This window comes from Curtobacterium flaccumfaciens (assembly GCF_013359815.1).
Taxonomy (GTDB): Bacteria; Actinomycetota; Actinomycetes; order Actinomycetales; family Microbacteriaceae; genus Curtobacterium; species Curtobacterium flaccumfaciens.
Genome location: NZ_JABMCF010000026.1, coordinates 1 through 23,456, shown reverse-complemented (window position 1 = coordinate 23,456; position 23,456 = coordinate 1). Strand labels below are relative to the sequence as shown.

The window sequence follows — 23,456 nt, the reverse complement described above, 5'->3', positions numbered from 1 at the left end:
CCGGATCCGGCAACGAAAAGTCCGCGCTCCCGCCGTTTCGGGCCGGTCCCGGTGTGTCGAACCGCCCATTTCCTACACTGATGCCACCCGTACGGGGGACAGAAAGGCAGCACCATGCGTAGGTTCATCACCGGTCTCGGCGCACTCGTCGCGATCGTCGCCGTCCTCGTGGGCGTCCCGATCGTGCTCGTCGTCGCGGCAGGCAACCCGCTCCTCACCGGCACCGAGCTGCACAGCATCGTCACGCTCACCCCGGACTACGGCAACACGATCCTCCTCACCAAGCTGCTGCCCAGCGCCGGCTGGATCGCCTGGGCACTCTTCGCCGTCCCGTTCCTCATCGAGCTCGGCGCCACGATCACAGGTCGTCCGACCAAGAAGCGCCTCCCGATCTTCCGCGGCCAGCAGCACGTCGCCGCCGCCCTCATCGCCGCCGTGCTCGTCATGTTCGCCGGCGGCACGATGATCGGCACCGCCCAAATCGCGAACGCCGCTCCCGCGCCGACGCATACCGTCGCCGCGCAGCCGGTCGAAGCGCCGGCCGCCGCACCAGCAGCTCCACGCGCGCCGCCGGCTGCCGAGACCGCCAAGCCCGCCGCCGCAACCGTCACGACCAAGACCGTGCATCACACCGTCGCGCCCGGCGACAACCTCTGGAACATCGCCGAGCACTACTACGGCGACGGCACCCGCGATCTCGACATCTTCAACGCCTCGACCGCCACCGTGCAGCCTGATGGGCAGCACCTGACCAACCCGAACCTCCTCCGCCCAGGGTGGAACCTCACCGTCCCGAACATCACCGTCATCCAGACGCCGGCAGCCGCACCGAAGCCCGCCGCCCCCGCGCCGACACCGTCGACAAGCAGCTCCTCGAGCACTCATGCGGCCACCGACGCCGGCGGCTCCACGACCGCAGCGAACGAGGCTGCCCCGACGACGCCCACCCCATCTGCATCCGCGAGCGCGGCACCCACCGCGCTCGCCCCGGCCTCCGCCGCGGCGAGCGCACCACCCGTCGCCGGGCAGACCGTCGACAGCCCCTCGAGTGCCGCCGACCACGCGGGCTCGTCCTCCGCATTCGACGACGATGACGTGACGATCCCGCTGGCAACCGCCGGCGGCATCGCCAGCGTGCTCGCGGCGGGCCTGCTCAGCGCGCTCGGCGCCCGGCGGCTCAAGCAGCGCCGCAAGCGCCGTCCCGGCACCCGCATCGCGATGCCGGAACCCGAGGCTGCGAACCTCGAGCTCGAGCTGCGGATGATCGAGAACCCGCTCGGTCTGCAGGACATCGACAATGCGCTCCGCAGCCTGCAGATCTGGGCCGAGGACACTGGCACCGTGCTGCCGGAGCTGTTCGCGCTCCGACTCGAGGAACAGGAGATCGCGCTCTACCTCAGTGAGCCCGCCGACCTCCCCGCTCCCTTCGTCGCCGCATCCGAGGACCGCACCGCCTGGGTCGTCCTGCCCGGTACGGCGACCCCGCCGGCACGAGAGTCCGTGTCCCCGTATCCCGCGCTCGCGACGATCGGCGTTGACGACCACGGGGGAGTGCTCATGCTCGACCTCGAGCAGGTTGGCTCCCTCAACGTCATCGGTGACGAGGACACCGCCCGTGGTGTGCTCAACGCCATCGCTGTCGAGCTCGCCGAGAACCCGTGGTCCGAGCAGATCGAAGTCACGCTGGTCGGCATGCCGCACGGTCTCGCCCGCGACCTCGACCGGTTCCGGGTGCAGCACGTCGAGGACACCGTTGCCCTGGTCCGGAACCTCCGGACGAGCCTGGAGGGCCGCGAGGCGTCGTTCAACAGCTACGGCGTCGACGGCGTCCACAGTGCCCGCGCCCACGCTACCGATGCTGAGTCCTGGGCGCCCCACGTGGTGGTCCTCGGCCAGCTGCCCGACGAGGCGGTGCAGCGCGAGCTGCAGCAGCTCGTCGAGCGTGTGCCGCGTCTCGGGATCGCAACCATCGCCAACGGCGAGACTGTCGGCACCGGGTCCATCGTCCGGATCTCCTCCGCGACCAGCGCGGAGCTGGTCTCGCCCGGCGAGGTCATGCCGCCGCTGCCGTTCACGCCGCAGGTCCTCCAGGGCCGCGAGCTCGAACTCGTCCAGGAGCTCTTCGCCACAACGGAGCAGGACTGCGTCGCCGCCCCCGCAACCGCCCCGGTCAGCACCATCACCGCACCCGCCGACGAGGAAGCCCCTGCGTCTGCTGCGGAGGCCGCTCTCACGGTCAATGAAGCGCCGGCTGCAGCAGCACACCCGGACGACTCCCTGAGCGCGCAGACGGCCGCTGAGCGCGTCCCCGAGGCGAATGCGCACGATGAGGCTGAGGATGCTGTTCCGGCGGTCGAGGATGTCACCGAACCGGCGCCGGATGTCGCGATCGCGCCCGCAGATGTCCCAGCCGACGTCGAATCTGTCCCAGTGGCTGCCGATGAGGTCACCGCGCCCGACTGGCCCGCCCCGTACGTGCGGATGCTCGGCGCCGTCGACGTGCTGCACCTGGCCGCCCCCGACCGGCTGCCCGGCCGCGGCGCGGAACTGCTGAGCTACCTCAACCTCACCGCACCCGTGAACGGCACGATGCTCCAGCAGGCGTTCTGGCCCGACACCGTCAACGCGAAGGACAGCCAGCGCAAGCTGGTCCGCCTGGTGCGCCAGGCCCTCGGCGCCGACCCCACCGGCACGCCGCTGTTCCCCGAGAACAAGAGCCAGGAGGGCTACCAACTCCACCCCGCCATCCGATCCGACTGGGACGACTTCCGCAGCCTCATCGGCGACGACCTCACCCAGACCACCAACGAGGACCTCGTCGCAGCGATCAAGCTCGTGCGCGGCACCCCGTTCGCCGGCATCAGCACCCGTCGCGGATGGTGGGCATGGATCTCCGTCCGCCAGGAGGAGATGATCGCCGCGGTCATGGACGCAGCCGACGAGCTCGCCCGCCGCGCCCTCGAGATCCGCGACGTCAACCAAGCCCGCTACGCCGCCAACGTCGCCAAGGCCGTCGAACCCCTCAACGAGGCCGGCTGGCGCACCGAGCTCCGCGCCGCCATGCAGGACCGAGACGCAGCCGAGATCAACCGCATCGTCGACGAGATGTACGCCCGCGTGGGCGGCAGCGACCCGGACTACGAACTCGACGAGGAGACCGCCGAACTCGTCGACGCCGCGACCCGATGACCGACGCGGCGCCGGCCACCCGTCCCGTCCGGATCTCGACGACCCTGACGGCGAGCATCGCGGCCGCCGCCGGCAGCGCGCTACTCGCCCTGGCAGCGCACCCCATCGCCGGCACCGCCGCGTACGCCTGGCTCCTCACCGCGCTCCTCGCCGGCGCCGCGGCCGCGCCCATCACGATCGACCTCCGATCCCGGAAGCTGCCGAACCGATGGGTGGCCCCGATCGCCTCCGGCGCCGCGGTGCAGACGATCTCGATCGCGTACGCCACCGCCGACCCCTGGCGGGTGCTCTGGCCAGCCATCACCGCCGCGGTGGTCTTCGGCATCTACGTCGCCCTCGGCCTCGCCGGCATGTTCGGCTTCGGCGACGCCAAGTTCGCCGCAGCCATGACCATCATCCCGGCGATCTACGCCGGCCCCCTCGCCCTGTACGTGGTCCCGATCGCCGTGCTCCTCGCCGGCCTCTGGCGCGCTGTCCTCACCGCCGCCGGCCACGGCAAGCGGCCTCGAGCACACGGTCCAGCGATCGCGATCGCCACGCTCGTCATCCTGGCCACGACGATCGCCCTGCAGCAGGCCGCAGGCGTCCTTCAGTGATCGACCCCAACAGCGGCGCCGAGACGCCCGAAGACCGCGACCGAACCAGCGAGAGCGAGACGACCATGCCCCCCCCCCGGAAACGACGCTGCAGCCGACCTTTCCTCCGTGACCATCCGCCCGGCCACACCCGCAGACGCCGCAGGATGCCTGGCACTGCAACGCGAGTACTTCCCCGACTACGTGCGCACCACCGGCGTCTCGAACCTCGACACGCTCCGCCTCGCAACCGTGATCCGCGAAGCACCCGCCGACCGGAGCGCATGGTTCGTCGCCACACACAACGACGAGGTCGTCGGGTATGCGTTCGGGCAGCCGTGGACACCGCGCAGAGAGAGCCCCTTCTCCAGCAATTGCATGGCCGCGCTCCCTCAGGTGGCCGTGCGGGACGGCTTCCAAGGCCACGGCATCGGCTCCGCACTCGTCACCGAGGTGATCGGCGCGATGGCTCACCTCGGGTTCGAGATGATCCACGCACACATCCCCGCGCACTTGGTGCGCTGGTACGCCGCCGGGGGCATGAACGTCCTCCAGTCCGGCGCCGGCCTCGCCTGGGTGGAGATGCCCGGCCCCGGCTCAGAGCACCTTGCTCCTACCGATTGGACCGCTGAGGAACGCGCTGCGGACACTCCCCGCTTGGGCATCAGACCGGACGGAAACGGCTACGACCACATCTGCTTCGCCCAGCTCGCTCCGCTGCAGAAACTGATCTGGGCGACCCCGTACTCGACAGACGGGAACCTCGTGCGCAACGCCGCACGCACGATGCTGCGCCTCAGCCTGGAAGTACCGACGGAGCTGTTCGTCGCAAGGCTCTCGCAGGCGCTCGCGACGGTCTGCTGACCGACGGCCTCACCCCCTCGAGCTCCGCGACCACCCACGCGCGCTGCAGGATCTGCGAGAGACGCCACTCGAGACGCTCATCATCGCCGGCCCCGCCACAACGGTCATGGAGCGGCAGGAGGGAGGTGCCCTCGCATGACCGAACGCGTGAACGTCGGAACCGCAGTACTGCACGACTACAGCGGCGACGTCTTCGACGCCGGCACCGACGTGTTCGTGAACCCCTGGAACCGTAACTTCGTCCCCCGCTGGCTGATGCAGCCAGGCGGGATCTCTGGAGCGCTGCTCACCCGGACGGGTCCGGAACCCTGGAAAGAGCTGGCCCAGCGGCGTCTCCTCGTGCTCGGCGAAGCGGTCCTGACAGGCAGCGGGCAGTGGGACGGAGCTGCGGCGATCGTTCATGTCGCCGGCATCAACGCCGCATGGCGAGCATCCGAGTGCAGCGTGCGAACCGCCGCGCGGAACGCCGTCGATGCCACGGCAGCTGCCGGGTTCAGCAGCATGCTGCTGCCGCTGATTGGATCCGGGCACGGCGGCCTTGACCCCGTCACAGTCCGCGCGGCCATCATCGACGAACTGTCCGAAGCCGGCCACGCAGGTGCGCGAGCTGTCGACGTCTACGTGCCGGTCGTCGTGAACTGAGCCAACGCGATGCGCGGCACGACCGCGCGCTTCAGCGGGAGATGTCCGCGGTGCCGTCCCACTGCCCCACGACAGTGCCGAACGCCATCGCCGCCCACCCGCCCTGCAAGGCGTAGATCGCCGCCCCGCGGAGCCGGTAGGTCACGCTGACGAGGTTACAGACCAGCGCGATCATGTCGCCGGCGTTCGTCGTGGTGAACTCCTCTCCCGTCCGGTTCAGCCGCATGAGCTCCCAGTCCTTCGAGAAGAGATCTTCTCGAAGCAGGTCGTGCACGAAACGGTTGCGGCGCCTGTAGACGGCGCGAGCGGCGTCGAGAGTTGCCCGGATGAGCGGGCGCTCGTCGTCCGACAGCCGACCGGTGGCGGCCACCTTCACCTCGCACTCGTCGACGTTCACCTGGAAGCGGTCCAGTGCGTATCGGAACGAATCGCTCTCAGTCCTGCCGTCCAGGGATGCGTTGAGGAACCGCAGCGCGATGTCCATGCGGGTCGTCTCCGTGGCCAGTCGCCCCAGCAGGAACGTCCGTTGGTCCGCCGGGGGCAGCGCGTACAGCGCGTCGAGTTCCATGACGGCATCGTGCCAGCTGAGCAACTCGCGCAGCCTCGCGCCATGAACTCGATCGGTGGCGCCGCCTCGTCGCCTGCGAGCGCAGCGAACGCGGCACCTGTCGGTGGTGCCTAGGAGAATCTTGCTATGGCGACGGTGACGCAGACGATCAAGATCCAGCAGCAGTTCAAGACCCCGGACGCGTTGCGCAGCGCGCTCGAGGAGGCCTGCGATGTGATCGCCGACGCCTTCCCCGCGGGTGGCGCTCGTTTCGCCCAAGTCACCAGCGGCAACTTGACGTCCAAGAGCGAAGACATGCGCGACGCCTGGAGCGCCCTCGACGGCGCTGCGACCGCCGGTCGCATCGACTACTTCGTGATGCCTGGCATCGACGACTTCCGCGCCATTCTCCGGTTCCCGGGCCGACCGACGGCGCTCGACGTTCAGGGTGAGGTCAAGGGCATCGACCACAAGCAGGTGCGGGAGCTCGCCGACCGCATCACGGAAGTCCTCACGCGCCACGCCGCCTGACTCGGCATGTGAGAGGGGGTCGCTGCACTTCGGCAGCGGCCCCCTCTCGCGTCCCGCGATCGTGTCAGCTCTTGGCGCGAGCCTTCTTCGTCGCGCCCTGCGTCTTCATCAGGCCGGTCTCGGTCATCTTGAGGATCGTTGCGGCCTCTCGCCACGTGATCCCCGCCGCTCGAGCGGCCTCGACGATGTCGTACCGCTGGGAGATCGCGTCATCGAGCTCGCTCCGGAGCCGCTCGATGTCGGCGGCGACCTGCTGCAGCTGGTCGCGGGCCTCGTCCTGGGAAGTCATGCCAGCACTCTAGGCGCACTGGGTTACCCAACCAGGTGACACGCCAAACTAACAACCGAGTTACATAACTGGGTTGACAATGTCAACCCGGTTACTTAACGTGGTTGACATGAGGATAGGATTCGAGCCGGGCCAACGAGTCGCCGGCATGTACATGAACGAGCGCGGTGCGACCGTGCTCGACTACACCGGCGTCGTCGTCTCGGTGACGCCCGCCGAGCTGTGGCCGCGTCTGGAGATCCGCTACAGCGACGGGCGGGCCCGCACCACCTCGGCCCACCCGGACTTCGTCATCCCGATGGCCGCCCCGATCGACTGGGCTCGACGCGTGCACGCCACCGCCCCGGCCACCCCTGCCGTCCCGGCAGCCGTCGCCGCAGTCCTGTGCGAGCAGGGGCACTCCCTCTCGATGCACGAGCTCATCCGTGTCGTGTGGGTCCTCCGCTTCGATCGCGACGCCCTCGCCGGCGCCGAGGACGGATTTGTCCCGGTCCCGCCCGTTCGCGGCACCTCTATCAGGTAGAGGCAACGAAGGGAGTCACCATGCAGATCGAACCCACCGACCTGGTGCCGATCGAGATCCACGTGCGCGCCGCGACCCTCGTCCAGCTGACAGTCATGGGTCGGCAGCTGCGAACCCCCGCCGCGCCGAACGTGCTGATCGAAACCCTCATCGACAAGGCCATCCACGCGCCGCGTCGCACCCCGGTCGGGCCGACCGTGCATCGCACCGCCAGCAGCCTGACCGGTGGCGACTCGATGCAGATGCTCGCCTACCGCAGCAAGACCCGCCGGCAGCGCCGGAACCGACAGGAGGCCATCGCATGAACCACCCCGACGACGTGGACTTCGGCTTCGACGTCCCCGTCCGCACCGATCTCCCGCGCACCCACTGGATGGCGCTCGACGCCTACGCCACCGCGAACGGCACCACCGTCGCCGCACTCCTGCGCGCCACCGCCGTGCACATCCTCAACATCGCCGGCGCCGCCGCGATCGACACCCCCACCCCCGCGCCGGTCCGCCCGGCGCCGCCGGCACCGATCCGGATCCCCGCCCCGGCTGTCCCCGAAGACGAGCCGGCGGAAGCCCCGACCCGCGTGGTCGCCATCCTCGAGCGCGTCGACGACGAGGTGCGCCGACTCCACGGAGACGGGTTCAACGACCCCGAGATCGCCAACGCACTCCGCTGCAGCGAGCACACCGCCTTCCGCATCCGCACGACCAAGCTCGGTCTCCCCAGAAACCTCACCGGGCGCCCCTCCAAGCAGCAGAGGACCGCGTGAACGCCATGACCCACTTCGTCTCCCACTACCGTCGCGCGATCTTCTGGGCCACCAGCCACGGCGCCGACACCGCACTCGCCGATCAGTTCGCAGAGGCGTACGCGGCCCTCCTCGAGGACGCACCCGCCAACCACTACCCGGACCTCGCCAGCCCGACACCGGCGGAGTTCGCCGACGAGAACGTGCTCGAGTACGGCCAGCTCGTCGACACCACACCGATCGGCACCGTCGTGCCCATCGGCAGCCTGTGGGTCGCCCGCTGCACCAGCTGCAAGTGGAACCCCACCAGGGAGGACGCCACCAGCTACGAGGCGGCCGAGCGTGCCGCTGCGCTGCACAACTCCGACATCCACTGCCCGTCCCGTCGACCCCAGTGGGGCGACGTCGCCGCCTGGGCAGCCGAGCGGGCAGGAGCGCGCTCGTGAGCCGCCGCCGGAACCTCTGGAGCGGTCTCGCAGCCGTCGGCATCGCCGTCGCCCTCGTCGCCGGCGTTCACTATGCCCCCGGCCACGCACCCGCCGGCAGCCTCTCCGTCAGCGCCGCCCCCACCGTCACCGACCAACTGCAGGACGCCGGCCTCGTCGACGGCAGCGCCATCAACACCGCCGCAGTCCGCAAACTGCACGCAGCGACCGCCCGCGGCTACGACCGCGACTCCTTCGGCCACCCTCGGGTTCCCTGGGCCCCGGCCCGTGCCCGGCGGGACTGCTCACCACCCGCATCCACCCCGACGGCCGCTTGCAGGCGCTGTACGTGTTCACGTGGTCGAACTACGCCGTCGCAGCAGCCGACGGCACCCCCCCGGATGCAACCTGTGCCTCCGCGTCAGCCTCAACCTCGACCGGACGCTCTTCAGCGCTGCCGACGACGTACTCGCCCGGACGGCAGCGCATGGCGTGCACACCGTGGTGTGGTTCGAACGCGAATCGTGGCCCGAGGTCGCACCGACCTGCTGGAACGCTGGCGGCTCGTGCTGGACGCCCCCACGCTGACGCGGAGCCCGCCCTCGCGGAACTCGCTGACGTCACCGTCCCGTCGCTCACCACACCGCGAGGAGCCGCATGAGCACCGTCGCTGACAGCCACCCGGCCGCCGAGGTCGAACCGATCGTCGAGTTCGAACCGGTCACCCTTAGACGCGGCCACACGATCGAACTCGTGCGCTGGTGGCACGGCGCAGACGGTTGGGGCTATGACCTCGTCCAAGGCCGATACCGGCGCCGTGACCGGACGACCCTCACCGTCGACGTCGACGGGCAGCTTCGAGACTTCCCCCGCGACCAGTGGCACGTCTGCGCCTCGTGAAGCACGAAAGAACACCCGAGTGAGCAAGCACTACGAGTCCATCCACACCGTCGTCCCACATGACAACTCCGCCAGCAACGACTACTCCCGCACCCGCAAGCTCGGCCAACGGCTCGAAGACCTCAACAGCTGGGCCAAGCGCGGCTACACGGTGCGCCACACCCGCGTCTTCACCCACGATCACAGCGAAATCTACATTGACGACCTCGTCAATGACAACGCGTGAACCGCACGCCATCGCTACCGTCAATCACCCCACCGATGCGAGCTTGACGACCACTTCGGCAAGACCCTCCCCAAGGATGACCCGGGAGCCGCCTCCGGAACGCGCACGGACACCCAGCACACCGCCGCCTCGAGCACTCACACAGCACCCAACCGCCGACGCAAGGGAGACACCGCATGAAGTTCGCACTCGAAGCCAGCCAACTGACGCCGAAGATCTGGATCGGAGAACCGGACAGCGCCGGCACAGCGTTCCGCGCCGCAAGGAGGACGCGACAGACCTCGCGATCCACACCGTCGCCGAGTACACGCAGCAGCACTTCGGCGGCCACCTCCGCGCCGACTACAGCGACATGATCGGCGAGGTGCGCGTCTCCGACCCGGACACCCCGCCTACACCGCAGACGATCAACTCCGAGGAGGAGCTGGAACAGCTTCCGGCCGGAGTCGTCGTCCGCTCCGCCGCCGGCACCATCGCATGCCGTCACGAAACCGGCATCGGCACGACCTTCGGCGACGAGCGAACCTTCGCACCATGGAACCGCCTCGAACTCCCCGTCACCGTGCTCTGGCACCCCACCAACGCCGAAGTCCCCCCAACCACCTGACTACCCACGGCACGTTCCGCCTCTGCCGATAGCCCGCGCGACGCGCAACCCGCATACGACGTCGAGCCACTCCCGGGTACATTCGTACTAACGAGAGGAGCCGCCGTGTCGAACCTGGTCAACTACGCCGACATCGCCGAGGCCCTCCACGTCTCGATCGAAACCGTCCGCGCCTACGCCGTGCGCGACAGCGACTTCCCCACACGCGTCAACCCCGAAACGGAGCGCTCGCCGCTCTTCCTCAAGGAACACGTTGACGTCTACCGGAAGCGGAAGCAGGAGCGCGCTCGCGGCCGGGCCGGCCACCCGCCCCGCGTCGAGGACGCCTCCGAGCGCGTCTCAACGGGCCGAACGGCCGGTGACCGCATCAGAGGACTTCTGAGTGCTCCCGACGCGCCAGTGAGCGACGTCCGGGCGCTGGCGGGCCTTCTCGGTCTCGAGGTGCCGGCGCTTCGATACCGCTTGCGCGGTCAGACACGATGGAAGCCGGCGGAGCTGGAGACGATCGCCCGTGTGTTCCGCGTCTCGGTCGGCGAGCTCACCAGCACGCTCGAGCTCGTCTAAGACGCCAGTCGCTCAACACTCGCCGCTAGAGAGAGCAGAACCCGCATGGACGCCCTACGTCTCCTCGAACGCCTCTCCCGCCGGATCGTCGCTGAGCACCTCGACGTGCAGGTCGAACGCTCCGACGACGGCACAGCCCCACGGCAACCCGACACCCTGATCCAGCTTGCCGACGGCACCACGGTCTCACTTGAGGTCGTCAGCGACTACGATGTCACCTACAACAAGCTCAGCGACGCACTCGAACGCCAAGGCGAAAGCACCGCACTCGGCCCCGATGAACCGAGCTGGTACATCTCGCTAGGCTCATCACCCGCGGAGATCGACTGCACGTACGCTGCCAGGGCGGCGTCGCAGTTCGGTCCGGGTGCTTCGTGCGGCTGGCTCTCCGTCGACCGGGCTACGGCGCGGACGATGATGTTTCCGGCCGCGGTCGAGCTCAGCGTGTTCGTCTGCACGACGTCGTACCCAGTGCGGTCCAGGCCGTCGGCAGCGCGGTCTAGGGCGGTGCTCTGGTCGTCTGAGTGGGCGTCGGCGCTAAAAAATCTCAACCCTGAGGTTTAGGTAGGTAACTGTCGCTGAGGAACCAATTTCGGACCCTCGTATTGATCGGGCCGTGACCACCGACGCCAGCGAACGGCCATGGGCAAGAGGGCTGTACATACGTCGTACCGCAGACGCTGCCACACTTCGGTTTCGCGGAGGCTAATTCATCTATAGATATTTGGATGTGAGAATCCCGCGAGGACAAGCTCGGGCTCTCCGTCTTCGGAGTCGAGGTCGAGGTCGTGGAGGTTGGTGGGGAGGTCGATTCTCTGCGCGTTGAGGGATTGTGATTCCCCAGGTTGTGTGATTCGTTGGACGGTCTGGACGTATCGATTCACGTTCGAATAGGGTGACCGTGACCGTGACCGTGACCGTGACCGTGACCGTGACCGTGACCGTGACCGTGCCTGAAGCCTGCAAGCTGCGCGGATGGCAACATCATCCGGCGGCCGCCGGTCATCTCTTGCAGGATCCGGTAAACCTGGCGGCTGTAGCCGGACTCGTTGTCGTACCAGACGTACAGGACCACGTGTTCGGAACCGTCTGCGATCGTCGCCAGCCCATCGACGACACCGGCGCGGTGGCTGCCGAGGATGTCGGTGGAGACGATCTCCGGAGATTCGACGTAGTCGATCTGCCGCCGGAGCGGCGAGGTGAGCGAGGCGTCGCGGAGGAGCTCGTTGACCTCGTCGCGCGTCACCGGACCGTCGAGCGTGAGGTGCAGGACCGCCAGTGAAACGTTGGGCGTGGGAACCCGGACCGCGTTGCCCGTGAGTCTGCCACCTAGTTCCGGGAGGGCTTTTTCCGCCGCGCGGGCGGCCCCGGTCGCGGTGATGACCATGTTGAGCCCCGCGGCGCGACCGCGGCGATCGGCGGGGTGGTAGTTGTCCACGAGGTTCTGATCGTTCGTGGAGGAGTGCACCGTCTCGACGTGCCCGTGCACAATGCCGAACGCGCTCGACACAGCCCTGAGCACCGGGACGATCGCGTTCGTGGTGCAGGACGCGGCACTGATGACGGGATCCTCGCCGATGTCGTGGTGGTTGATCCCGTGCACGATGTTCTTTACGTCGCCCTTGCCGGGCGCGGTGAGCAGGACGCGGGATGTTCCCGGGGCGAGCAAATGCTGTCCAAGTCCCTCGGCGTCGCGCCACCGCCCGGTGGTGTCGACGACGATGGCGTCGTCGATGCCGTACGCCCTGTAGTCGACCGTGGCGGGGGCATCCGACGAGATGAACTGGATCAGCGTGCCGTTCGCAGTGATCGTGTCGTGTTGCTCGTCGACCGAGATCGTGCCGGCGAAGGGACCGTGGATCGAGTCCCGTCGCAGCAGGCTGGCACGTTTGGTCAGGTCGTCGGGGCCGCGACCACGGACGACCACCGCGCGAAGGGCGAGTGGGGCGTGGGAGCTGGCACGTTCGAGCAGGATCCTGGCAAGCATGCGTCCGATGCGACCGAAGCCGTAGAGAACGACATCGCGCGGCACGTCGCGCCCGGCGTCGGGGCTCGTGTTGCCGCGGGCAAGGAAGAGCTCGTCGTCGAGGAATTCACGCAGTGTGACGCCGAGCCGGTCGGTCCGGTACCGCGCGGCCAGGGCGGCGATGTCCACGGACGCGGACGACAGCGACATGGTGTCGAGTTCGGTGAGGATCGCCTGAGTTTCCTCGACGGACAGTTCCGCGTCGTCCACTCGGCGCGTCGACCGGTGCGCCTTGAGGATCCCGATGGGGGACTGTCCGACGAGGGGCCGGCCGTGCACGGAGGGCGCGATGTCGTCGCGTCGGTAGAGCCGACCGATGAGCGGCACCATCGCTTCGGCCGCGGCAAGCTTGTCGGCCCAGTCACGCTGCATGCGGTCGCGGGTCTCGGCCTGGTGTCGTGTGGGCAGGGTCTGTGCGTTGGCCTGATGGTCCTGGTCCGCCTCGGTGCGCATCAGACGGCCTGCCGCGTGGAGGCCGCGGTTCGGAGCGATGCGCGGCGCTCGTCGAGGATCGCAGTGAACACCGGGGGCGTTCGTTCGTCGAACGTTGCGAGGAACTCCTCGGTGAGGTCGCACTCGGCAAGCCAGGATGCCGGGTCGACAGCGAACAGTGCGTTGAGCTGCGCGGGCGGCAGCGCGAGCCCCTGCACGTCGAGGTCGTCGACGTCGGGGACCAGGCCGATCGGCGTCTCAATGGCGGGGACGCGCCCCTCGATGCGTCGTGCGATCCACTCGAGCACACGGGCGTTCTCACCGAAGCCCGGCCACAGGTAACGGCCGTCGTCGCCCTTCCGGAACCAGTTCACCTGGAACACGGCCGGGGCGTTGCTTCCGAGCTGGTCGCCGATCTCGAGCCAGTGCGCCCAGTGCTTCGCCATGTCGTACCCGCAGAACGGCAGCATCGCGAACGGGTCGCGGCGGAGTTCCCCGATCGCGCCCTCGGCGGCGGCGGTCTGCTCGGACGACATGGTCGCGCCCATGAACACGCCCTCGGACCACGTCGACGCCTGGGCCACGAGCGGGACGTTCGTCGAGCGCCGGCCCCCGAACACGACGGCGTCGATCGGGACGCTCTGCTCCCAGTCGTCCGCGAGCGACGGGCAACGGCCCAGCCCGACGGTGAAGCGGGCGTTCGGGTGTGCTGCCGGGGTCCCTCGCTCCGGTGTCCAGTCCGCTCCGGTCCAGTCGACCAGGTGAGCGGGCGGCTCTGGGGTGAGTCCTTCCCACCAGACGTCGCCGTCATCGGTCAGTGCGACGTTGGTGAAGATCGTGTCCGCCGCGATCGTCTGGACCGCGACCGGGTTCGTGCCGGTCCCGGTTCCGGGCGCAACGCCGAAGAGGCCGGCCTCCGGGTTGATGGCGTGCAGCCGTCCGTCGGGACCTGGCCGGAGCCAGGCGATGTCGTCGCCGATTGTGTCTACTGACCATCCGGGCAAAGTGGGCTGGAGCATCGCGAGGTTGGTCTTCCCGCACGCCGACGGGAACGCTGCGGCGATGTGGAACGACCGCCCCTCGGGGGAGTTCAGGCGGATGAGCAGCATGTGCTCGGCGAGCCATCCCTCGTCACGTCCTATGACCGAGGCGATGCGCAGCGCGAAGCACTTCTTCGCGAGCAGGGCGTTGCCGCCGTAGCCGGAACCGTAGGACCAGACCTCGCGTGTCTCCGGGAACTGCACGATGTACTTCGTCTCGTTGCACGGCCAGGCGACGTCGTCCCGCAGTGCACCGTCGTGGCCGCGCAGGGGGTGCCCGACGCTGTGCACGGTGGCCACCCACGGGGTCCCCGCAGAGATCGACCGGAGGACGTCGGGCCCGAGCCGTGTCGTCTTGCCCATGCTTAGGACGACGTACGCCGAATCGGTGATCTCCACGCCGAGCTGCGAGATCGGCCCGTCAACCGGGCCCATCGAGAACGGCACGACGTACATCGTCCGACCCCGCATGCTCCCAGCGAACAGCTCACGCAGCTCGGAGCGCATCGTCGTCGGGTCGCGCCACAGGTTCGTCGGCCCGGCATCCTCTGGCGTGCGTGAGCAGGTGAACGTGCGACCCTCGACGCGGGCGACATCCGAGGGCGCGGAGCGCGCGAGATAGCTGTTGGGCCGTCGTTCCGGGTCGAGTGCGATGAGCTTGCCCTCGTCGACCAACATCTGTGTGAGCCGTGCGGTCTCGTCAGGTGAACCGTCGCACCAGACGATGGTGTCGGGGCGGGTGAGGGACGCGACCTCAGCGACCCACGCCTCCAGGGCGACCCGCGGCGAGCCGGGGACGGTGGCGGGCGCTGGCGTCGTGTGGTTGGGGTTGGTGATCATCGGCGATCTCCTTGCAGCGGGTGGTCGGGGAGGGGTCAGCGGCGCTCGGCCGGGGCCGTCGAACCTTCGGGATTGACGATGGTGCGGACGGCCTCGGTCGAGATGCGTTCCTCCTGCGCGACCGAGGGGCGGCTCATGCCGTGGTCGTCGGCGGACATCGTGCGCTCGTCGAACGGCGACGCACCGGAGAGCACGCGGTCGACTTGGACTTTATCGATCTGCCGGGTCCACGTGCCGACGAGCACGGTCGCGACCGCGTTGCCGGTGAAGTTCGTTAGCGCCCGGGCCTCGGACATGAAGCGGTCGATGCCCACGATCAGGCCGACGCCGTTGACGAGGTCGGGGCGGTGCGCCTGCAGGCCACCGGCGAGGGTCGCCAGGCCGGCACCGGTCACACCGGCTGCACCCTTCGATGCGATGATCATGAACACCAGGAGCGAGATCTGCTCGGGGATGTTCAGCGGCGTGCCGAGGGCGTTGGCGATGAACAGCGAAGACATCGTCAGGTAGATCGCGGTGCCGTCGAGGTTGAACGAGTAGCCGGTCGGCACCGTGACACCGACCACGGGCTTCGAAACGCCGAGGTGCTCCATCTTCGCGATGAGGCGCGGCAGGCTCACCTCGCTCGAGGACGTCGACACGATCAGCAGGTACTCGCGGCCCAGGTACTTCATGAGCCGGAAGATGTTCACCCCGGCGGCGAAACGCAGCATGACGCCGAGGACCCCGACGACGAACACGATGCAGGTGATGTAGAAGGCGCCCATGAGCGTGCCGAGGGCGACGAGTGCCGAAACGCCGGTCGCACCGACGACGGCCGCGATCGCCCCGAATGCACCGATCGGAGCGGCCCACATCACCATCGCGAGGATGCGGAACACGAGCGCCTGGAGGTGCCGGATCCCGGTCAAGATCGGCGCACCCTTCTCACCCATCGCCTGGAGCGCGAATCCGACGAGCAGCGAGACGAACAGCGTCTGCAGAATGCTGCCGCTCGTCAGCGACGACACGAGCGTCGCGGGTATGATTCCGAGCAGGAACCCGGACGTCGTCGACGCGTCCTCGCTCGAGCCGGCGGGCAGCTCGTACGTAGCCTTCGACATGTCGAGGTGGTCCCCGGGGTGGATCAGGTTGCCGACGACCAACCCGATCGCCAGCGCGAACGTCGACATCGCGATGAAGTAGCCGAGTGCCAGTCCACCGACCTTGCCGACCGTCGCCGCCTTCGCGATGGGCCCGACGCCCAGCACGATCGTGCAGAAGATCACCGGGGCGATCATCATCTTAATGAGCGCGATGAACCCGTCGCCGATCGGCTTGAGACCGACCGCGAAGGTCGGCGCCGTCAGTCCGACGACGATGCCGGCGGCCACCGCCGCGATGACGGCGATGTAGAGCCAGTGCGAACGATCCAGGCGGCGGCGCCCGGCGGCTCGCGCGGTGGAGGAACGTGTCGATGCCATGAGACTTCCTTGTCGTCAGGACCGAGGCGTCGTCGCTCCGGTCGGGCTCGTTCTCGAGGGGAACGGGCCCCACTGTCGCGTGGAACAGGGCAGGATGGCGACTTGCGTTCATAGCGTTCACGGAAGACGGCGGACACGGCACGTGTGCCGGACAATGGTGCGCACGCGACGAAGCGAGGAGGGCTGGACCGTGGCGCCGAGACGGTGGAGCATCGCCAGGCGACTCTTCGCCCTGCAGCTGTTGTTCGTCGTCGCCGGCGTCGCCGTGGGCAGCGCCTGGAGCTGGGTGTCGGCCCGCGCCGACCTCGAGGCCGACGCCGCTGCGCGCTCCCGCGACGTCGCGGTCTCGATCGCCCGGAACCCCTTCGTGCGCGAACAGGCGACGAGCAGTGATCCTGCGAGACGGCTCGAGCCGTACGCCCTCGATCTGATGCGCCGCACGCACATCGACTTCATCACCATCATGGCGCCGGATCGGACGCGGTGGACCCACCCGGACCGCTCCGAGATCGGGCAGCCGTTCCGCGGGACGATCGCGCCGGCACTGCAGGGCAGGACGTTCACGGAGACCTTCGCCGGCACGCTCGGACCTTCGGTGCGCGCCGTGACCCCCATCGAAGACGGTGAAGGCAGGGTCGTCGGCCTGGTGGCAGCGGGCGTGACGGTCGCGAACCTATCGAGCGCGTTGCTGCCCCGGCTCGCGTCGGGCATCGCGCTGGCCCTGTCGATCGTCACGGTGTCGGCGCTGTTCTCGTGGTTGCTCAGCCGCTACCTCGACCGCGTCACCGCTGGGCGCGGTCCCGAGGAGCTCGCACGGGTGTTCGCCTCCTACGAGGGCGTGCTGCACTCCATCCATGAGGGGCTCGTCGTCATCGACCGGTCGGCGTCGGTCGTGCTGCACAACGACCGAGCCGCGGAACTGCTGAACCTCCCCGCACCGACCGAACGCCAGGAGCCGATCCCGCTAGAGGAGCTCGACGTGTCGGACGAGCTGCGGGCACTGTTCGCGTCGGGCGACCGAGCCGTGGACGAGACGTACGTGAGTGCCGACCGGGCGCTCGTCGTCAACCAGGAGATCGCGTTCTCGCGGGCATCGGCGAAGCCCCTCGGCACGGTAGCGACGATCCGCGACCAGACCGAACTCCAGCACCTGTCCGGCGAACTCGCGGCCACACGGACGCTCACCGATGCATTGCGATCACAGACCCACGAGTTCGCCAACCGCCTGCACACGGTAGTCGCGCTCATGGAGCTCGGGCATGTGGACCAGGCGATCCGGCTCGCCTCGGACGAGATCGACCGGCACGCGGGCGTCGGCGAACGTGGTGCAGCCGACGACAGCGGGGCCGTCACCGCCGAGGTGATCATCGCCGTCCTGAACGGCAAACGAGCCCAAGCACACGAGCGCGGCGTCACGCTCACGATCGACACATCCGGCCTCCGAGGTCCGGTGCCAGTCCCGGCCGGCGACGTCATCACCGTCGTCGGCAACCTCATCGACAACGCCGTCGACGCGGTCACGGGAGACGGGGTCGGCCGCGATCCGTCCGTCGACGTGGTCGTGACCGCCACCGGCGGGCACACCCACTTCGTTGTTCGAGACAACGGTGCTGGCATCCCGGACGTCGACGTCGCCTACGAGCGGGGCTGGTCGACGAAGCCGTCGGGCCCGGAGGGGCGGGGAGTCGGACTCGACCTCGTCCGCTCCATCGTCGCGCGGAACGGCGGCGACATCACCGTCACGACCGGACCCGAGGGCAGCACATTCACGGTCGATCTGGCACCGGGTCGGGGGACGGTGTGACCGGCGACGTCCGTGTCCTCATCGTCGAGGACGAACCGCTCACCGCGGAAGCGCACGCCGCGTACGTGAGCCGCCTCGAGGGCTTCACGGTCGTCGGTTCGGCGGCTAACGGCCGTGCCATGCTGGCCGCCGTCGCTGCCGAACGGCCAGACCTCGTCTTGCTGGACTTCAACCTGCCCGATGCCCACGGCCTCGAACTCGTCCGTGAGCTGCGGGCCGCCGGGTCCGCAGTCGACGTGATCGCGGTAACAGCAGCGCACGACGCACGTGGTGTGAGGAACGCGATCGCGCTCGGGATCGTTCAGTACCTCGTCAAGCCCTTTAGCTACCGCACGTTCGCGGAACGGCTCACCACGTACCGCGACTTCCGCAGCGGTTTCGAGGACCGTCGGTCACTGACCCAGGCGGACATCGACAAGCGTCTGAGCGCCCTTCGACCGGCGATGCCAGCCGAGCTCACCAAAGGCATCGCCCGCGAGACGCTTGAGCTGATCCAAACCGTCCTCATTGGATCGCCTTGTGGTGCGTCCGCGAGTGAGGTGGCAGCGGCGACGGGTATATCGCGCGTGACAGCGCGACGCTACTTGGAGTACCTCATCACCTCCGGTCAAGTCGAGAGGGACGTGCGATACGCCGGGCCGGGAAGGCCAGAGTACGAATACCAGTGGCTGCGATAATATATTCGTCCTGCCAGAGATAGTGCTCGATACAGGCCAAGAAACGCCGTGTGACCGGGAAGGCCAGACCGCCGGCGCATGACAACTGGGGCCGTCGGACGTTCACCGCACCTGACCTGAAACGGGTGTGGTCGACGGACTTTACCGAGCACACCACCGCCGAGGTTGACACCCATCAAGCAACAAGCGAAGCCCGCGGTCGCACTCGCAGTTGAAACCGACGAGTCAGATAAACCGTCGGCAGCCCCACTTGGTGCAGTGGGACGCCATGGGTGTTGTTTCAGTTGTAGAGGCGGGTCTTCGTCTGCTGGACCTTTCCTGGTTTTAGCGGAACGTTCCGGATCGTCACGCTGTGCCCGAGCGCGTCCCTGATCTTGATTGAGTATGGTCCCTTGCCGGCTCCCCGGGGGGCGATCCAGTAGCCGTACTCGGTCCGGGTCAATGTCTGGCTCCGACCGTTTTTGCTGATCGTGACCGAGCGGATTGCGTTGCCGTTGTTGATGATCTGCAGCGCCAACCAGTACGCGGAGGAGCCGTCCTTGAAATGGAGCGCGATGGGAGGGACGGCCGGGTTCTTGACTGCCTTGAACCGCACCGGGATCTTGCCGGCGTTGTAGTTTCCGATTTTCCGGAACGCGGAGTCGCTGAGGTCGAGGTGGGTGGCGCCGCACTCGTGGCACTGGTCCATCACGACCACACGGACCTTGCCTTTCGGCCCCGTAACGTCGAGGAACGTCCCGCATCCGGCGCCGTGCTGGTACTTGTCGGGGCCAACGGCGACGTAGAGCTCGCCCTGCGGAAGCGCCGGGAACGAGCAGTTGCCGTTGGTGGTGCCGCCGCCCGGTCCGAAGTCGTAGTGGGTCGCGAATCCGGACGACACTTTGACGGCCCCTGCGGCAGGCGTCGGCGCCACTGAAGATGCATGCGCCGGGGCGTCGCGTTGCGCCGGAGCGATGCCGAGCGCTGCGGTCGCCACCAACGCGGCACCGAGTGCCGTGCTGATGACCCGCGTCGCCCGGGTCACTTGCAGCTCCTCGAGCGCTGCTGCGTCCACTTCTGGACCGTCGCGGATCCGCTTCCCTGTGTCACTTCGACGCCGAACTCCGTACTGATCAACCGGAGGTTCGGATCAGCGTCGGGTCCGGCGGCGGTGCGCACAAACTGCATGAGGTTGAGCGATCCGTGCAGGGCACCGGACCCGGCGACGAAGGAAACCACGGGACCACCAAAGGGTCCGGTTCCGCGCCAGACGGTCCAGTTGTGACCTCCGATGGTAGCCGTGCCCGTGGGCGACCCGGCAGGGTTCACACGCTCGTGCTCACCCCAGACCATAACCTCGAGCGACGGCTTCGTTTGCCAGGACAGGTTCCGGCCCGTGGCAGTCCACAGGTCGTAGGCGGCGTCGTAGGCACCAGAGGCCTTGAGCTTGTACTTCAGCGTGCTCCGCAATGAGCAGGCCTTCGGGCTGGTAACGGCGATTGGGAGGGTGTGGGTCTTGAACCCCGGGGTGTCCCAGTGCCACCCGCGGACGACCGACGGGTACCCCTGGACGCTGGTGGCCGAGTTACCCCAGGCCCATTCGAGGTGTCCCTCACCGTTCTGGTCGCGAATGGTCTGAAGGCCGGAGTTTCCGCCCCACTTGTTGTTGAAGAGATAACTGTCCTTGTCGAAAATCGGGATCTTTGCGTTCGGCGAACTGCTTGCCGCCGTAGCCCCGGAAATCAGGCTCACCGCAGATGCGAGGGCCAGCAGGACAACCGGGATCTTCGTGAGTCGCACAGATCACTCCAAAGTTTCGTAGCGGGTGCTCGCGCAGTACACGAGCGCACAGAGCTTCGCCAGACGGCCGTCTGGCGAAGCCACCATAGGCGCGTTAGAACGTTCTGTCTACCGTGGCGAGCATCAGCGACAGCAGGTGGTCGCACTGATTCACCGCCGGCGCGTCGTTCTCGTGATTCGTTACTGCAAGAGCACCTTCGCCTTCCCGCCACCCCTCAGAGCTCAGCCCAACCCCCAATCGCAACTGCCCTGCTGTTAGCGGATGGGACTGCTGCAGGTTCGGTTGACTCCTGACCTGTGAGGACGTGCTCCTCGCTGGAAGGATGTCGATCATGCCCAGGCCCTATCCGGAGGAGTTCCGACGCGACGTGGTCGCGGTCGCTCGTCGCGGGGAGATCCCGTTGACGCAGGTCGCGAAGGACTTTGGGATCTCCGAAGGAACCGTGGCGAACTGGTTGCGCCGCGCGGACGTCGACGACGGCGTCAAGCCCGGCGTCACGACCGTAGAGAACGCGGAGCTTCGAGAACTGCGGAAACGGAACCGGCTGCTTGAGCAGGAGAACGAGATCCTGCGCCGAGCGGCCGCCTATCTCTCGCAAGCGCACCTCCCAAAATGATGTACCCGCTGGTCCTCGAACTCGCCGCCGACCGGATCCCGGTCACGGTGACCTGCCGGGTGCTGGGCTTCACAAAGCAGGCGTTCTATGCCTGGCGGAAAGACCCCGTAAGTAGACGCGATTGGGTGAACGCCCACCTGACCAACGCCGCCGTCGACGCGCACCGGGACGACCCGACGTTCGGGTACCGGTTCATCGCCGACGATCTCGCCGCAGCCGGCCACCTCGTGTCGGAACGGCGCGTCTGGCGCCTGTGCTCACAGCAGCGACTCTGGTCTCTGCACGCGAAGAAGCGGGGTCTGAACCGGAAGGCGGGACCACCCGTGCACGACGACCGGGTGCAGCGTGCGTTCACAGCGCCGGACATCGACAAGCTGTGGCTGACCGACATCACCGAACACAACACGAGCGAGGGCAAGCTGTACCTCTGCGCCGTGAAAGACGCTTGCTCCCGACGCATCGTGGGGTACTCCATCGGCTCTCGGATGCGTTCCTCGCTCGCCGTCGCGGCGCTGCAGACGGGCGATCTCTCGACGGAATCCGATCGGAACAGTGGTTCATTCCGATAGGGGCAGTCAGTTTCGTTCCAAGCGATTCGTCCGCGCGCTCAGCGACGCAGGACTGCTCGGCTCGATGGGTCGGGTCGGCGCGTGCGCCGACAACGCGGCGATGGAGTCCTTCTTCGCGCTCCTGCAGAAGAACGTCCTGAACCGGCGCCGGTGGGCGAGCAGGGAGCAGCTGCGCGTCGCGATCGTGCACTGGATCGAGGGGACCTACCACCGGAAGCGTCGACAGCGGGGCCTCGGGAAGTTGACGCCCATCGAGTACGAAGCAATCATCAACCCACAGGTCGGACTCGCGGCCTAAACGGACGAGTCAACGAAAGCTGCAGCAGTCCCGATCAAGACGCCGCACGGCTTCACCCCGTTCCGCCCCAACGTTCAGCTCAAGTAGGACCCGGGTCCGACTGATGCTCCGACGGGCCGCCAGCGACTAGACGTCGTGTGGCACCTGACCCGTGCGCCTTACGTGCAACAGCTCCAGATGCGTACGCTCCGCGGCGCGACTGATGAATCAAGGCGGCCCAGCGCGATTCAACACCGCCGGTCAAGTGAGCGTGGGGGCCAGAAGGGGTTCAACGCCGGCGCGACTGGTGGGTGCCCGAGGAAGCAGTGCCGTTGCCTGCAGACGCTCGGGGCGGTCCGGTGCGCGACCTCGTACCGGCGGCACCTGTGCGCGCGTGGATCGGCACCCACCGAGGTGTCGATTGCCGCATTGAAGCGAACGCAATCGCCGAAACGTGTGACGTGGTGGTGATCGCGTGGGGGAGTGGCCAGGCGCGACCGCTGCGTGGGTGTGGCGGGCGGCTGTGAAGCACCGCATGGAGGTCTCAGCGACGTCATAGCCGGCACGGTTGCCGGTGTCGTGAGCCGTGCGTACCGTGGTGGTCTGCGTCCGGCCATTCCCCCCAGTGGCTTTGGGCGCTGCAGTTCGAGCAGCCCCCAAATTCGCTCGAGCTGTAGCTGGCTCCGGCCCTGCACCCCTCCGCAGGGCCGGGGCTGTTTCACGTTCGCCGGTCTCTGCGCGTCGGCGAGCTCCCCGAGCACGCAGGATCTCAACGGACCGCCGGCGGCGGTCTGTTCTAGTCTGAGCGGGCCGCCTTTGGCGGGCTGATCTTGTCTGAGGGGAGCCGACAAGCCGGCCAGTGCTTGTCGAACCCCAAGGGGTTCGTTGTTTGCCCGGGAAGCCTTCGGCGATTGTACGGACGAGGTTCCGGGCCGCAAGCCGTCGCCACTGCCGCACGCGAGAATTTTCGGCCGGTGCCGGCGTGCTCCTCTCCCGACATCAATGGACGGCACCGGTTGAATCTCTTCGGAGCGGCGCTGCTTTGGGCTTGCGCCCCGGCTTCTCGTCATATCGGCACTACGTGCCTTTCTTATTCAGACATTGCTCGACCCGATGGTGGCAAGTCCTGCGGCGGCGCGGAGTTCCTCGACACGGTCGAGCTGCTTTCACGTGAACCCGGGGAGCTCGCGGCCGAAGTGGCCGTAGGTCGCGGTCTGCGCGTAGATCGGTCGGAGCAGGTCGAGGTCGCGGATGATCGCGGCCGGACGCAGGTCGAAGACCTGGCGGATGGCGGCCTCGATCGTGGCG

Annotated in this window: 24 protein-coding genes and 1 pseudogene; 17 read left to right on the top strand and 8 right to left on the bottom strand. The window is 67.9% G+C overall.

Annotated features, from left to right (window positions below; genetic code table 11):
* Positions 1 to 114: 114 nt before the first annotated feature.
* The 4 genes from HP445_RS00500 (at position 115) to HP445_RS00485 (ending at position 5,270) form a co-directional block, all read left to right on the top strand.
* A complete protein-coding gene (locus HP445_RS00500) occupies positions 115 to 3,189 on the top strand; it encodes a LysM peptidoglycan-binding domain-containing protein (protein WP_128781720.1) in 3,075 nt (1,024 codons plus the stop codon).
* Positions 3,186 to 3,785: a prepilin peptidase gene (locus HP445_RS00495; protein WP_128781719.1), complete on the top strand. Its 600-nt coding sequence runs from the start codon at positions 3,186 to 3,188 to the stop codon at positions 3,783 to 3,785. Before HP445_RS00500 ends, HP445_RS00495 begins: the two co-directional genes overlap by 4 nt.
* A gap of 108 nt (positions 3,786 to 3,893) precedes the next feature.
* Positions 3,894 to 4,628: a GNAT family N-acetyltransferase gene (locus HP445_RS00490; RefSeq protein WP_128781718.1), complete on the top strand. Its 735-nt coding sequence runs from the start codon at positions 3,894 to 3,896 to the stop codon at positions 4,626 to 4,628.
* A 135-nt stretch (positions 4,629 to 4,763) separates the two neighbouring features.
* Positions 4,764 to 5,270, top strand: coding sequence for a macro domain-containing protein (locus HP445_RS00485; protein ID WP_128781717.1), 507 nt, complete (start codon positions 4,764 to 4,766; stop codon positions 5,268 to 5,270).
* 31 nt (positions 5,271 to 5,301) lie between these two features.
* Here the strand turns inward: HP445_RS00485 and HP445_RS00480 are convergent, their stop codons facing one another.
* Positions 5,302 to 5,838: a hypothetical protein gene (locus tag HP445_RS00480; RefSeq protein ID WP_128781716.1), complete on the bottom strand. Its 537-nt coding sequence runs from the start codon at positions 5,836 to 5,838 to the stop codon at positions 5,302 to 5,304.
* Between the two features lie 126 nt (positions 5,839 to 5,964).
* Here HP445_RS00480 and HP445_RS00475 point away from each other — a divergent pair, with 126 nt between their 5' ends.
* Positions 5,965 to 6,348, top strand: coding sequence for a hypothetical protein (locus HP445_RS00475; protein ID WP_128781715.1), 384 nt, complete (start codon positions 5,965 to 5,967; stop codon positions 6,346 to 6,348).
* Between the two features lie 64 nt (positions 6,349 to 6,412).
* Here the strand turns inward: HP445_RS00475 and HP445_RS00470 are convergent, their stop codons facing one another.
* Positions 6,413 to 6,637, bottom strand: a complete 225-nt coding sequence (locus HP445_RS00470; RefSeq protein ID WP_128781714.1) for a hypothetical protein — start codon at positions 6,635 to 6,637, stop codon at positions 6,413 to 6,415.
* A gap of 109 nt (positions 6,638 to 6,746) precedes the next feature.
* On the opposite strand from HP445_RS00470, the gene HP445_RS00465 reads away from it, so the two are divergent.
* The 9 genes from HP445_RS00465 (at position 6,747) to HP445_RS00425 (ending at position 11,188) form a co-directional block, all read left to right on the top strand.
* A complete protein-coding gene (locus tag HP445_RS00465) occupies positions 6,747 to 7,160 on the top strand; it encodes a hypothetical protein (RefSeq protein WP_128781713.1) in 414 nt (137 codons plus the stop codon).
* A gap of 20 nt (positions 7,161 to 7,180) precedes the next feature.
* A complete protein-coding gene (locus HP445_RS00460) occupies positions 7,181 to 7,465 on the top strand; it encodes a hypothetical protein (protein WP_128781712.1) in 285 nt (94 codons plus the stop codon).
* Complete coding sequence (locus tag HP445_RS00455) at positions 7,462 to 7,923, top strand: hypothetical protein (protein ID WP_128781711.1); 462 nt, start codon at positions 7,462 to 7,464, stop codon at positions 7,921 to 7,923. Before HP445_RS00460 ends, HP445_RS00455 begins: the two co-directional genes overlap by 4 nt.
* Positions 7,920 to 8,348, top strand: a complete 429-nt coding sequence (locus tag HP445_RS00450; RefSeq protein ID WP_128781710.1) for a hypothetical protein — start codon at positions 7,920 to 7,922, stop codon at positions 8,346 to 8,348. Before HP445_RS00455 ends, HP445_RS00450 begins: the two co-directional genes overlap by 4 nt.
* A gap of 636 nt (positions 8,349 to 8,984) precedes the next feature.
* A complete protein-coding gene (locus tag HP445_RS00445) occupies positions 8,985 to 9,227 on the top strand; it encodes a hypothetical protein (protein ID WP_128781709.1) in 243 nt (80 codons plus the stop codon).
* Positions 9,228 to 9,246: 19 nt separating this feature from the next.
* Positions 9,247 to 9,453: a hypothetical protein gene (locus HP445_RS00440; RefSeq protein ID WP_128781708.1), complete on the top strand. Its 207-nt coding sequence runs from the start codon at positions 9,247 to 9,249 to the stop codon at positions 9,451 to 9,453.
* Positions 9,454 to 9,529: 76 nt separating this feature from the next.
* On the top strand, positions 9,530 to 10,060 hold the full coding sequence (locus HP445_RS00435; protein ID WP_128781707.1) for a hypothetical protein: 531 nt from the start codon (positions 9,530 to 9,532) through the stop codon (positions 10,058 to 10,060).
* 105 nt (positions 10,061 to 10,165) lie between these two features.
* Positions 10,166 to 10,624: a hypothetical protein gene (locus HP445_RS00430; RefSeq protein ID WP_128781706.1), complete on the top strand. Its 459-nt coding sequence runs from the start codon at positions 10,166 to 10,168 to the stop codon at positions 10,622 to 10,624.
* A gap of 45 nt (positions 10,625 to 10,669) precedes the next feature.
* Positions 10,670 to 11,188 (top strand): hypothetical protein, encoded by a 519-nt coding sequence (locus tag HP445_RS00425; protein WP_128781705.1) that lies wholly within the window; start codon positions 10,670 to 10,672, stop codon positions 11,186 to 11,188.
* Positions 11,189 to 11,504: 316 nt separating this feature from the next.
* On the opposite strand, the gene HP445_RS00420 is transcribed toward HP445_RS00425, so the two are convergent.
* From HP445_RS00420 to HP445_RS00410, 3 genes are read right to left on the bottom strand one after another with little or no spacing between them, the layout of a single operon-like run.
* Positions 11,505 to 13,103 (bottom strand): glyceraldehyde-3-phosphate dehydrogenase, encoded by a 1,599-nt coding sequence (locus HP445_RS00420; RefSeq protein WP_258727548.1) that lies wholly within the window; start codon positions 13,101 to 13,103, stop codon positions 11,505 to 11,507.
* A complete protein-coding gene (locus HP445_RS00415) occupies positions 13,103 to 14,962 on the bottom strand; it encodes a phosphoenolpyruvate carboxykinase (GTP) (protein WP_128781704.1) in 1,860 nt (619 codons plus the stop codon). The genes HP445_RS00420 and HP445_RS00415 overlap by 1 nt, the downstream gene beginning before the upstream one ends.
* 35 nt (positions 14,963 to 14,997) lie before the next feature.
* Complete coding sequence (locus HP445_RS00410) at positions 14,998 to 16,425, bottom strand: cation:dicarboxylate symporter family transporter (RefSeq protein WP_128781703.1); 1,428 nt, start codon at positions 16,423 to 16,425, stop codon at positions 14,998 to 15,000.
* 190 nt (positions 16,426 to 16,615) lie between these two features.
* On the opposite strand from HP445_RS00410, the gene HP445_RS00405 reads away from it, so the two are divergent.
* Positions 16,616 to 18,229: a sensor histidine kinase gene (locus HP445_RS00405; RefSeq protein WP_164941296.1), complete on the top strand. Its 1,614-nt coding sequence runs from the start codon at positions 16,616 to 16,618 to the stop codon at positions 18,227 to 18,229.
* Positions 18,226 to 18,906 (top strand): response regulator, encoded by a 681-nt coding sequence (locus tag HP445_RS00400; protein WP_128781701.1) that lies wholly within the window; start codon positions 18,226 to 18,228, stop codon positions 18,904 to 18,906. The genes HP445_RS00405 and HP445_RS00400 overlap by 4 nt, the downstream gene beginning before the upstream one ends.
* A gap of 280 nt (positions 18,907 to 19,186) precedes the next feature.
* Here HP445_RS00400 and HP445_RS18805 read toward each other — a convergent pair whose 3' ends face one another.
* Together HP445_RS18805 and HP445_RS00390 are read right to left on the bottom strand one after the other, a co-directional pair.
* Complete coding sequence (locus HP445_RS18805) at positions 19,187 to 19,960, bottom strand: expansin EXLX1 family cellulose-binding protein (RefSeq protein ID WP_128781700.1); 774 nt, start codon at positions 19,958 to 19,960, stop codon at positions 19,187 to 19,189.
* On the bottom strand, positions 19,927 to 20,685 hold the full coding sequence (locus tag HP445_RS00390; protein ID WP_128781699.1) for a GH12 family glycosyl hydrolase domain-containing protein: 759 nt from the start codon (positions 20,683 to 20,685) through the stop codon (positions 19,927 to 19,929). The genes HP445_RS18805 and HP445_RS00390 overlap by 34 nt, the downstream gene beginning before the upstream one ends.
* A gap of 332 nt (positions 20,686 to 21,017) precedes the next feature.
* On the opposite strand from HP445_RS00390, the pseudogene HP445_RS00385 reads away from it, so the two are divergent.
* A pseudogene (locus HP445_RS00385) lies at positions 21,018 to 22,169 on the top strand (IS3 family transposase).
* Between the two features lie 1,145 nt (positions 22,170 to 23,314).
* On the opposite strand, the gene HP445_RS00380 reads toward HP445_RS00385, so the two are convergent.
* On the bottom strand, positions 23,315 to 23,456 hold a 142-nt coding region (locus tag HP445_RS00380; protein ID WP_175330756.1), incomplete at its 5' end, for a methionine adenosyltransferase domain-containing protein.